10 protein-coding genes are annotated in these 11,794 nt (G+C 51.5%); 4 read left to right on the top strand and 6 right to left on the bottom strand.

Annotated elements, in window-relative coordinates:
* Positions 1-241: 241 nt before the first annotated feature.
* The 3 genes from G392_RS12630 to G392_RS0109030 form a co-directional block, all read right to left on the bottom strand.
* Positions 242-529: a DUF4261 domain-containing protein gene (locus tag G392_RS12630; protein WP_211224363.1), complete on the bottom strand. Its 288-nt coding sequence runs from the start codon at positions 527-529 to the stop codon at positions 242-244.
* Between the two features lie 310 nt (positions 530-839).
* Complete coding sequence (locus G392_RS0109035; protein ID WP_027009975.1) at positions 840-2,504, bottom strand: DUF262 domain-containing protein; 1,665 nt, start codon at positions 2,502-2,504, stop codon at positions 840-842.
* A 43-nt stretch (positions 2,505-2,547) separates the two neighbouring features.
* Positions 2,548-2,787: a helix-turn-helix domain-containing protein gene (locus G392_RS0109030; protein ID WP_027009974.1), complete on the bottom strand. Its 240-nt coding sequence runs from the start codon at positions 2,785-2,787 to the stop codon at positions 2,548-2,550.
* A gap of 309 nt (positions 2,788-3,096) precedes the next feature.
* On the opposite strand from G392_RS0109030, the gene G392_RS0109020 reads away from it, so the two are divergent.
* The 4 genes from G392_RS0109020 to G392_RS0109005 all read left to right on the top strand — a co-directional run bounded on the left by G392_RS0109020 (position 3,097) and on the right by G392_RS0109005 (position 8,314).
* Complete coding sequence (locus G392_RS0109020) at positions 3,097-4,695, top strand: isocitrate lyase (protein ID WP_027009973.1); 1,599 nt, start codon at positions 3,097-3,099, stop codon at positions 4,693-4,695.
* Positions 4,696-4,884: 189 nt separating this feature from the next.
* Positions 4,885-7,059, top strand: a complete 2,175-nt coding sequence (locus tag G392_RS0109015; protein WP_027009972.1) for a malate synthase G — start codon at positions 4,885-4,887, stop codon at positions 7,057-7,059.
* A 53-nt stretch (positions 7,060-7,112) separates the two neighbouring features.
* Positions 7,113-7,412, top strand: coding sequence for a hypothetical protein (locus tag G392_RS13705; RefSeq protein WP_156900877.1), 300 nt, complete (start codon positions 7,113-7,115; stop codon positions 7,410-7,412).
* 227 nt (positions 7,413-7,639) lie between these two features.
* Positions 7,640-8,314 carry a hypothetical protein gene (locus G392_RS0109005; RefSeq protein ID WP_027009970.1) on the top strand — a complete coding sequence of 225 codons (675 nt, stop codon included), beginning with the start codon at positions 7,640-7,642 and terminating at the stop codon, positions 8,312-8,314.
* Positions 8,315-8,446: 132 nt separating this feature from the next.
* On the opposite strand, the gene xth is transcribed toward G392_RS0109005, so the two are convergent.
* From xth to rfbB, 3 genes are all read right to left on the bottom strand, one after another.
* Positions 8,447-9,214 carry an exodeoxyribonuclease III gene (xth, locus tag G392_RS0109000; protein WP_027009969.1) on the bottom strand — a complete coding sequence of 256 codons (768 nt, stop codon included), beginning with the start codon at positions 9,212-9,214 and terminating at the stop codon, positions 8,447-8,449.
* A gap of 221 nt (positions 9,215-9,435) precedes the next feature.
* The gene (gene dcd / locus G392_RS0108995) at positions 9,436-10,002 is read right to left on the bottom strand and encodes a dCTP deaminase (RefSeq protein ID WP_027009968.1); all 567 of its coding nucleotides are present in this window, start codon (positions 10,000-10,002) and stop codon (positions 9,436-9,438) included.
* A gap of 51 nt (positions 10,003-10,053) precedes the next feature.
* Complete coding sequence (rfbB, locus tag G392_RS12625; protein WP_051255665.1) at positions 10,054-11,061, bottom strand: dTDP-glucose 4,6-dehydratase; 1,008 nt, start codon at positions 11,059-11,061, stop codon at positions 10,054-10,056.
* Between the last annotated feature and the right edge of the window lie 733 nt (positions 11,062-11,794).

Raw genomic sequence — 11,794 nt, 5'->3', positions numbered from 1 at the left:
CATCCTGATTTTTTTGTTTTAAAATCAAATTTTCAGGATGATTTGGATTTTGAGATATGGCGATTTCGTTGAGCCGATAGGTGCGATAATCAAATAAATCATCGTAGCTTGCCCCTATCGAGTAAACATTTATACGCAATAAACCAATGGATGCAGACCAAACTTTTTTCATGTGGATTTCCAAAGTAAATTTTTAAAAGGTCTATTGCATAGAGTAATAGACCATTTAACCTAGAATATTTTATTGAATATCAATCTTTAATGAAAACTCACTGGGCGCGTACACACTTTTAGAATGACTGATTTGCCATTTCTGCTCTGCGCTAAACCCAATGCTTTCCCCATCTTTCAGCACCAAGCCCGAACTGATGATATAGGCGCACATACTGCTTAATGAAGCGTGCAGCCTTGCCATATCGATTGGGCTGTTTAAAATTTCCATTTCATCTTTGCCAAATTTCGTCATGCCCGATGTATAAAGCTGATTGCCCTGCTGATTTTGTCCCAAACCAATGTACACCCAAATCATAATGGGGATTTCATGATTGGGTAAGTATTGTTGCGCCACTTTCCGATAGAAATCAGCCGTATAAACCGTTCCCGAAGTATAAACACTGGTGGCATTTTGCGGTTTCAGCAGGTGTAGATTGGGTTGGAGCGCAGTGAAAACCCAACAAAATCCATAAATTTTCGGAAAAATGTTGGGTTTTCACTTCGTTCCAACCCAAGCTATGCTTGCTGGACATAAAGCACAGCCCTATGCCTTGCCCTGATTCGGACGGGATTACGCCCCGCCAGAATAATAAAGCTATGGTTTTTCAGTCAATTGATGACCCGCCCTAAACAATATCGAAAACCGCCCGCGCCTGTGCCACCAGCCACCGTTTGCGCATTTCAATCGTTTCCGCCGTCCACTGCACCGGCGTTTGCTCGAAAATCCGCTTGGTAATTTCAAAAGACGTCTTCCCGTCCAAGCCCTTACCCGCATAAATCTCACACTTGTCCCGATAATTGCGGTTGCCGGCAAGCAGATTCTTATTGCCCGACAACAAAGTCAGATTGCCCAAACTGTTCAACAGCGTTTCCGCCTCCTGCGGAAAAAAATGCTCCCGCCAATCCAAATCCGCACGATTCCACTCTTTCGGCAAAATATGCTCGGTGTGCAAATCCTTTTTGATTTCAATATACGGATAATCGTCCTGCTGATGATACTCGATGGCGAGCAACAAAGGCTTGTGCCATTTGAAGCTGTAAATATTGTGCCGCTCCAAAGACAGCAAATAAGACGGATACTGCCTCAAATTTGCCAAAATCCGCAGCCTGATTTCCGCAATATCCCTATTTTCCTTAACCATTTTGATGATGCGGAACGAAAGTTGCTTGACACGGTTGGACGTACCGTCCGCAATCCAGCTCTGATAATAATACTTGACCAGCAACGATTTCAATTCATGATAAAACGGATAATCCGTCTGCTTTGCCGTCAGCAAAATCGTTTTCCAATAAATCGACTGGGGCAGATAACGCAGTTTGGACAAATCCTTATCGTGCTTGTCCGCATTGATTTTGCCCAAGGCTTTGGCAAAACGCTCCAATGCCAACACCACATCCAACGGCGCTTGGTCTTTAAATTCGCTTTTCAATTCTTCGTGCAAAATCTTCTTGGGGTTGCCCGCTTTTAAAAAATACAGATACAGGCTCAACAGCAATTGCAGGGTTTCGTCCATCTGCACGCACAATGTTTCAATGCGTTTCCACACCTCCACAAACGCCCCGCGCCGCGCTTCGGGCAATCTTTGCATCAAATGGGCTTTGACAATGTCGGCAGAAGTCAAATCCAAGCCCCTGTCATTGAGTACGGTAAACAATTTGATGGCGAAATTTTCATCGGAGCAAACGATGCGGATTAAGGTTGTCCGTTCAAAAATATAATCCACAAATCCCGAAAAATCATTGATGTGGTTTTCGGAATCGGGATTTTGGGCATCTGTTATCAGGTTTTTGAAATAAAAAGCCGTTTGCAAAAAACGGTTGTCGTCCAAATGTTTCTTTTTGGCGGAAAAATCAATGCCGTCAATCACACTGGTTTCAAACAATGCCTGATTGTTGGCTTGGGTCATCAATTTCAGGCGTTTTTTGCCTTCTATCAAATCTTCAATGCTGTTTTTGATTTGGTTGATTTTTATCTGACCCAATATATTGTGCTGCAAATCACGCAACACGCAGAACAAAATGGTCAGTGTGGTCAAACGCTGCTGCCCGTCCACCACGTCATAGCCGTGTGCTTTTTCCACCAGCACCACCGAACCCAAAAAGTAGTTGGCATCGTGTTCGGGGTCGTCCCGATGGTTCGCATAGGCTTCCGCAAGGTCGAACCACAATTGTTCGACCTGCTCTTTTTCCCACGAATAAGGTCTTTGGTATTCCGGAACTTGATAGAAAGAGCCTGTATCATTAAAAATTTGTTTGATGCTCAAATTGTCCGGTTTGAAAATCTGGGACATGAATCTTTTCCTTTTTTGACACAAACACCCGCACGGCTGCCGCTTATTCCGCCAAGCCGTGCGCCAACAGTTTTTTACGCAGGGTGTTGCGGTTCAAGCCCAAGATGCGTGCGGCTTGCGATTGGTTGCCGCGACATTGGCGCAAAACGCAGCCCAGCATCGCCCCTTCTACCTGCCACAATACCATTTCATACACATTGGACGGCAGTTCGCCATTCAAATCATGGAAGTAGCGTTGGAGGTTGTGTTCGACACAATCGGCAATTTTGGGCATGACGGACATGGTGCAAACGGGAAAAACGGTTGGGGCGGGCTATTTTAGCGTTTTTTGGCAAGCCGTGCAGCTTCATGCCCAAACACTTGTTTTGTAAACATTATCCATAAAATCGTTAGCAAATCGTAAAAATTGGTATAAAAGTTTATGATTTTCCAAAAATCAGCCTGATTGTGGCAAATTTCCGCATAAACCTTGTCAAGAAAGGCGAAATTTCGTAAATTGGCGCTACGTTGGGTTACAGCACAGCATTCCGCCGTGCTTCCCGCGTGATTCACAAGAAAAATCTTACTCTTACCTACACATGGAGCTTGTCCTATGAGCAATTACCAGCAAACCGTCCAATCCGCAGCCGCCGTTACCGAAGCACACGGTACGTCTTGGCAGGCCATCAACCCCGAATTTGTGGCGCGTATGCGTTTGCAAAACCGTTTCAAAACCGGTTTGGACATCGCCAAATACACCGCCGCCATCATGCGCCGCGACATGGCGGAATACGATGCAAACCCCGCCAATTACACCCAATCTTTGGGCTGCTGGCACGGTTTTGTCGGTCAGCAAAAGCTGATTTCGGTGAAAAAACACCATCAGACCACCAACAAACGCTATCTGTACCTGTCCGGCTGGATGGTGGCGGCGCTGCGTTCCGAGTTCGGCCCCCTGCCCGACCAGTCCATGCACGAAAAAACCTCCGTACCCGCGCTGATTGAAGAGCTGTACACCTTTTTAAAACAGGCAGATGCGCGCGAACTGGATTTGCTGTTTACCGCTTTGGACAATGCCCGTGCTGCCGGCGACAAAGCCAAAGAAGAAGAATTGTTGAACCAAATCAACAATTACGAAACCCATGTTGTGCCGATTATCGCCGATATTGACGCGGGCTTCGGCAATGCGGAAGCCACTTATTTGTTGGCGAAAAAAATGATTGAAGCGGGCGCGTGCTGCATTCAGATTGAAAACCAAGTTTCCGATGAAAAACAATGCGGCCACCAAGACGGTAAAGTAACTGTTCCGCATGTGGATTTCTTGGCGAAAATCAATGCCGTGCGTTATGCCTTTATGGAATTGGGCGTTGATGACGGCGTGATTGTGGCGCGTACCGACTCTTTGGGCGCGGGCTTGACCAAGCAAATCGCGTTTTCCGCGCAAGAAGGCGATTTGGGCGACCAATACAACAGTTTCTTGGACGGCGAGGAAGTAACCGACATCAGCCAAATCCAGGCGGGCGATGTGGTGGTACGCACCAACGGCAAAACCATCAAACCCGTGCGCCTGCCCAGCAATCTGTTCCAATTCCGCAAAGGCACGGGCGTGGAACGCGTGGTGCTGGACTGCATCACTTCGCTGCAAAACGGTGCGGATTTGCTGTGGATTGAAACCGAGAAGCCGCATATCGGTCAAATCAAGGAAATGGTGGACAAAATCCGCGAAACCATTCCGAATGCCAAGCTGGTGTACAACAACAGCCCGTCCTTTAACTGGACCTTGAATTTCCGCCAGCAAGTGTTTGATGCGTGGAAAGAAGCGGGCAAAGACGTGTCCGCTTACGAGCGCGACAAGCTGATGAGCGCGGATTATGACGACAGCGAATTGGCTTTGGAAGCGGACGAGAAAATCCGCACTTTCCAAAAAGACGCTTCGGCACAGGCGGGCATTTTCCACCATCTGATTACCCTGCCGACCTACCACACCGCCGCGCTTTCCACCGACCATCTGTCCAAAGGCTACTTCGGCGAGCAAGGCATGTTGGCGTATGTGAAAGGCGTTCAGCGCAAGGAAATCCGCCGTGGTATCGCTACGGTGAAACACCAAAACATGGCAGGTTCCGACATCGGCGACAACCACAAGGAATACTTTGCCGGCGAAGCCGCGCTCAAAGCGGGCGGTAAAGACAACACCATGAACCAGTTCGCCTAATCCGCGCGGGGTATGCCGACATACGGGCATACCCCGTTTTGTTTTCAGGCTGCCTGAACCGGTTTTCCCTCCCCTGCTTGCGGGGGAGGGAGTCAGATAAATGTTCAGGCTGCCTGAAAAAATCCCTTACTCCGTCATTCCCACGCATCGGGCATGACGGTTTGCATTCAAAATTCAAAGGAAAATACCATGACCCAAACTTACACCCACGCCGCCGGTCTGCAAGTGGAAAGCCATCTGTATGATTTTGTTCAAAATGAAGTATTGGCACAGCACCCGAATGTGAAAGCCGATGAGTTTTGGGCGGATTTCGCCAAACTCTTGGGCGAATTTGCGCCGCGCAACCGCGCTTTGCTGCAAAAACGCGATGATTTGCAAGCCCAAATTGATGCGTGGCACGCGCAAAACCCCGAATTTGACGCGGCGCGTTATCAGGCGTTTTTGCGCGAAATCGGTTATTTGACCGATGCGCCCGCGCCCTTCCAAATCAGCACCGCCAATGTGGACCGCGAATTGTCCGAGCAAGCAGGCCCGCAACTGGTTGTGCCGATTAACAATGCCCGCTACGCGCTCAACGCCGCCAATGCGCGTTGGGGCAGCCTGTATGACGCGCTCTACGGCACCGATGCCATTGCCCAAGACGGCGAACTCGCGCCCGGCAAGGGCTACAATCCCAAACGCGGCGATGCCGTCATCGCCTTTGCCCGCAAGGTGTTGGACGAAAGTTTGCCTTTGGTTTCAGGCAGCCACGCCGACGTTATCGGCTATGCGGTGAAAAACGGCGCATTGGTGGCGCGTTTGCAAAACGGCAGCGAAAGCGGTTTGCAGCAGCCCGAGCTGTTTGTCGGCTACAACGGCACGGCGGACGAACCGAGCTCCTTGCTGTTCCTGCACAACGGTTTGCATATTGATGTTTTGATTGATAAAACCAGCCCCATCGGTGCGCAAGACCCGGCAGGCGTGAAAGACATTATTTTGGAAGCCGCGCTGTCCACCATTATGGACTGCGAAGATTCGGTGGCGGCGGTGGACGGCGAAGACAAAACGCTGGTGTACCGCAACTGGCTGGGACTGATGAACGGCACGCTCACCGAACAGGTTGAAAAAAATGGCAAAACCTTTACCCGCGCCCTCAATCCCGACCGTCCCTACACCAAACCGGACGGTAGCGGCAGCTTCACCCTGCCCGGCCGTTCGCTGCTGTTTATCCGCAATGTCGGGCATTTGATGACCACGCCCGCCGTGTTGGACGCGGACGGCCAGGAAATCCCCGAAGGCATTTTGGACGGCGTGATGACCGCGCTGATTGCGCCGTTTGACTTTGCCCGCAGTGAAAACAAAAACAGCCGTAGCGGTTCGGTGTACATCGTGAAACCGAAAATGCACGGGCCCGAAGAAGTCGCCTTTGCCAACGAACTGTTCGGCGCGATTGAAAAACTGGCGAAGCTGCCTGAAAACACACTGAAAATGGGCGTGATGGACGAAGAACGCCGCACTTCGCTGAACTTGGCGGCGTGCATCGCCCAAGTGCCGCAACGCGCCGTGTTCATCAACACCGGTTTTCTTGACCGCACCGGCGATGAAATCCACACTTCCATGAAAGCGGGCGCGATGATTCGCAAAGGCGAAATGAAGTCCAGCGCGTGGATTCAAGCCTATGAAAACAATAACGTTCAAGTGGGGATTGCCTGCGGCTTGCCCGGCAAGGCGCAAATCGGCAAAGGCATGTGGGCGATGCCCGACCTGATGGCGGAAATGCTGAAACAGAAAATCGGCCACCCCAAATCGGGCGCGACCACCGCGTGGGTGCCGTCCCCGACTGCCGCCACCTTGCACGCGCTGCACTATCATCAGGTAAACGTGTTTGACGTGCAAAAATCCCTGCCCAAGCTGCCTGAAAACGACTTGCAAAACGGTCTGCTCACCCTGCCGCTTGCCGCCTCAACCGATTGGACGGACGAAGAAAAACGTCAGGAACTGGACAACAACTGTCAAGGCATTCTCGGCTATGTGGTGCGCTGGGTGGAACAGGGCGTGGGCTGCTCCAAAGTGCCCGACATTCACAATGTCGGCTTGATGGAAGACCGCGCCACCCTGCGGATTTCCAGCCAACACATCGCCAACTGGCTGGCGCACGGCATTGTCGGCGAAGCGGAAGTCCGCGCCGCGCTGGAACGCATGGCGGCGGTGGTGGACGCGCAAAACGCAGGCGATGCCGCCTACACGCCGATGGTGGGACGTTTTGACACCTCGCCCGCGTTTCAGGCAGCCTGCGATTTGGTGTTTAAAGGCGCGGAACAGCCCAACGGTTACACCGAACCTTTGCTGCACCATTGGCGGCGCGTGGCGAAAGCGCAGGCTTAATCCATATAGGTAGCTTGGGTTGAAGCGAAGCGGAAACCCAACTGATTGTTTGATTGAAAAAAGTTGTGTTACGGCTTCGCCTAACCCAACCTACGGCTACTGCACCATTGGCGGCACGTGGCGAAAGCACAATAAATTTAATTGACCGCGAAACCGTCATTCCCGCGCAAGCGGGAATGACGACACGGTTTAATCATTCACAAACAGGTCAAATTGAAGCGAAGCAAAAAATGATTGAAATGGATAAAAGTTTTAGATATTATTGGCATCATATTGCTTACCATACTGATTCCGTTGTTGGGGGCACAAATCTTTTTAAAAGCGCATCATTTAACCCTTATCGCACCCTATAAAAACTTGCTGCTTTTTTTAACTGCCATAGCTGCATTCTATTTCATCGCATTAACTCATGGTTTGAAATATATATTGGCAGCCAAAGCCGAATGGGTACCGGAAAATTGTTCGGATACACTTGACAAGAAAATCCGAATTTATCGGAATATGGGCATTATTTGCACCATCATCTTGTTTATACTATTTAATTTTCTATAAACAGTTCCCTTACATTACAGAGCTTATCATGTTCCCCGAAACCCAAAATATCACATCTTTAAACCCGAACTTTACGGCTTTTCCCGATGCAAAAACCATTTTCAGCACCGAACAAGCTTGGTTAGCCAAACATTTTTTGCCTTTATTATCCATTGATTTGGCGGTTTTCAATCCCGAATGGGCAGGTATTGTTGTCCATATGCTCAATCCGATTGAACCCTATGAATGCTATATCGGTGATGAAACCGGCGAATACCACAATGAATTTACCTGCCGCAATTGGCTGGCATTTCGCTTAAGCGATGATAACCGCTATATTTTCTTGGGTCAGGAAGGCTATTTTCAAAACACACCTTTTCATCAACCCGATGAAGATTTATTGGCACAAGAAGCGGAAATGCGGCAAGACCATCAACAAGCCAAAGATTTTTTTCAAAAACACGGAAAATTACCGAATAATGAAGCATTTTTACATGTTTTGGGTGGCAAATTTGAATACAGCAATTGGTCAACGGAAGACCCGCCGCCCGCTTTTCACATGGATATTGCTGATGATGGACTCAACATCACTTATCAGGGCAAACCGTTTATTCAGGTCGCCGCAGTGGCAGGCTATAACTGGGGCGCAACCGGCGCAGATGCCATTATTCTGATGTATGAACCGGAAAGCCGGACTGTTTTGTTTACCTTTGATTGGACTTGATTTTCCATCATAAGCAACGCCCAAACCACCGCCGATGCCGTGCAAGACCACGCTTGGGCGGCAGCCAAACACAAATCTACCCCCGCTCATCAAGCACCCGCCCAAATTTCACACCATAACCAATTCCCCCAATCACCCCAGCACTGCCCACACCGGCGCATGGTCGCTGGGGCGTTCTTGGGCGCGTGCTGCCGTGTCCACCTGCACATCTTGCAGCTTGGCGGCGAGCGCATCGCTGAGCAAAATATGGTCAATCCGCAAGCCCAAACCTTTTTGAAACATCGCGCCGCGATAGTCCCACCAAGTCGGGTGCGCCCCATCGGGACGAACGCGGCGCAGCGCATCGGTCAAGCCCAAATCCAGCAGTGCGGCAAACCATTGCCGTTCTTCATCGGAGCAATGGATTTTGCCGCGCCATTTGTCGGGGTCGTACACATCCGCATCGGCAGGCGCGATGTTGAAATCGCCCAGCAGCACCAGTTCGGGATAAGCTGCCAATTGCGCCCGCACAAAGTCGTTGAGCGCGGCAAACCATTGGCGTTTGTAGGCAAATTTGGGGCTGTCCAAGGCTTCGCCGTTCACGCAGTAAACGTTGATGACGCGCACGCCGTTTACGGTGGCGGCGATGACGCGCCGTTGCGGGTCGTCGGGCAGCGCGGGCAAGCCGCCGTGCACGTCCCGCATGGGGGCGCGGCTGATGATGGCAACGCCGTTATAGGTTTTCTGCCCGAGCCATTCGACATGCCAGCCGCTCATGCGGAAGGCGGCGGCGGGAAATTTGTCCTGCTCCAGTTTTAATTCTTGCAACACCAGCACATCGGGCTGATGCCGTGCCAGCCATTCGCTGACCTGCGCCAGCCGCACGTTGAGGGAATTGACGTTCCAAGTGGCGATTTTCACGGGTACTCCTTAGGGTGTGTCATCAATTAATTTTTTATACTGAAAATTCAGTGCAATATAAAAAATCTGTCATGCCCACGCAGGCGGGAATCCACTGTGCAATGCTCGGAAAGCGATGTTTTATCAAGGTTTGTCATGCTTCAATTTGGATTCCCGCCTGCGCGGGAATGACGGTACGGGGTTTTATCAGTCAATCGATGATACGCCCTAAGGGCGTGTCATCAGGTTTTGGGCAGGGTTACGCCGGTTTGTCCCATGTATTTGCCGTTACGGTCTTTGTACGAGGTTTCGCACACTTCATCGCTTTCAAAAAACAATACCTGCGCCACGCCTTCGCCCGCATAGATTTTGGCAGGAAGCGGGGTGGTGTTGGAAAACTCAAGTGTAACAAAGCCTTCCCATTCGGGCTCAAAAGGGGTAACGTTGACGATGATTCCGCACCGCGCATAGGTGGATTTGCCCAAGCATACGGTTAAGACATTGCGCGGTATGCGGAAATATTCCACCGTACGCGCCAGTGCGAAGGAGTTGGGCGGAATGATGCAATGGTCGTCTTCTACGGTAACGAAGTTGCGGGTGTCGAAGTTTTTCGGGTCAACGATGGTGCTGTTGATGTTGGTGAAAATTTTAAATTCGTTGGCGCAACGGATGTCGTAGCCGTAGCTGGAGGTGCCGTAGGAGATGATTTTTTTGCCGTCCAGTTCTTTGATTTGGCGCGGCTCGAAGGGGTCTATCATGCCGTGCTGTTCGCTCATGCGGCGTATCCAACGGTCGGATTTGATGCTCATCGGGGTCTCCCGTTCGGAAAGGGCGGATTGTATCGTCAAACGGGGGGGGCTTCAATCGGGTATGCCGTTGTCCACGTACCAGCTTACGGTGCGCCGCAAGCCCGCTTCAAAGCCCCAGCGCGGCCGCCAGTTTAATTCGGTGCGGATTTTGGCGGTGTCCACCGCGTAGCGGCGGTCGTGTCCGGGACGGTCGGCAACGTGGCGGATTTGCGCGGCATAGGACGCGCCGTCCGCACGCGGCGACAATACGTCAAGCAGACCGCAAATACGGCGTACGGTGTCGGCATTGGCATATTCGCGACCACTGCCGATGTGGTAGCTTTCGCCGATGCGCCCTTCCGTCAGCACGCGGTACAGGGCGCGGACGTGGTCTTCGACAAACAGCCAGTCGCGCCGTTGTGCGCCGTCGCCGTACACGGGCAGGGCTTTGCCGGACAGGGCGCGGGTGATGGTGCGGGGAATCAGCTTTTCGGGATATTGGTAGGGACCGTAGTTGTTGCTGCTGTGGCTGATGAGTACGGGCAGTCCGTAGCTGCGCCGCCATGCGCGGACAAGGTGGTCGGCGGCGGCTTTGGAAGCGGCGTAGGGGCTGCTGGGGGCATAGGCGGCGGTTTCGGTCAGGGGTGCGGCATCATCGGGCAGGTCGCCGTACACTTCATCGGTGGAAACGTGGTGGAAACGGAATGCGCCCCGCGCCGCTTCGGGCAAGCCCTGCCAATATGCCAACGCCGTTTGCAGCAGCACAAACGTGCCGTTGATGTTGGTTTGCACGAACGCATCGGGCGCGGCAATCGCCTTGTCCACATGGCTTTCCGCCGCCAAATGCACCACCGCTTGCGGACGGTAGGCGGCAAACACGCGCCGCAACGCCGCCGCATCGCACACGTCTGCCCGCTCAAAAGCATAACGCGGGTGCGAACGGCACGCTGCCAAAGCACGGGGGTCGGCGGCATAGGTGAGCTTATCGACATTCACAATGCGGTGCGGCGTGTGCGCCAGCAAAAAACGCACCAGTGCCGAGCCGATAAAACCCGCCCCGCCGGTAATCAAAATATTCATCAACACTTCTTTTCGGTTTGCCGGCCCGCCTGTGCGAGCGGAACAACATCTGCACTGAACAGGACACCCGACAAAACACCAAAACCACCCCGCCAAACCCGACTGCACGGACACAACGGCTTGCCGGCGTTCATCGGTTTTCGTCAGGGTGTGCCATCATTTAAATTTTTATACTGAAAATCAGCATTATACAAAAACGCCGTCATGCCCGTACGGGCGTAAAGCCACTGCCCGATGTTTGGCAAGCAAGCGTAGCTTGGGTTTTCACTTCGTTTCAACCCAACATTTTTCCGAAAATTTATGGATTTTTTTGGGTTTGCGCTTCGCTCCAAGCCAAGCTACACCCTTCCCGCCTGCGCGGGCATGACGGTGCCGTGTTTTTTCAGTCAATTGATGACACGCCTAGCGGCAGATTGCCCAAACGGCTCAAAACGGACAGCCACCGCCGCGCCCGTAAGCAATCAGGAAAACCATCATGCTTCCGACCGAGATTTAATAAGGTGTTCGTGATGGAAGAGCGCAATCTACAGTACCGTAAGCCTCACAGTTTGTCGCACTGGCTCGGCAATTTTGCATGGACTGATTTCTTGCACGCCATTTGCTGCTTTTATGAACACCGGGAAAAACCCTTTGCACCGTTGGAGACAGTGTACCCTTTGTCAGAGCAAAGCAGCCGTTCTGATAATTAAAAAGTACATTGCAGGTAGTTAATCCTTGTTGGCGACAACGAGTA

The organism is Conchiformibius kuhniae DSM 17694 (genome assembly GCF_000428785.1).
In the GTDB taxonomy this organism is placed as follows: domain Bacteria; phylum Pseudomonadota; class Gammaproteobacteria; order Burkholderiales; family Neisseriaceae; genus Conchiformibius; species Conchiformibius kuhniae.
Note: the sequence above shows the minus strand (reverse complement) of the source record. Positions and strands in the feature narration are given on the sequence as shown.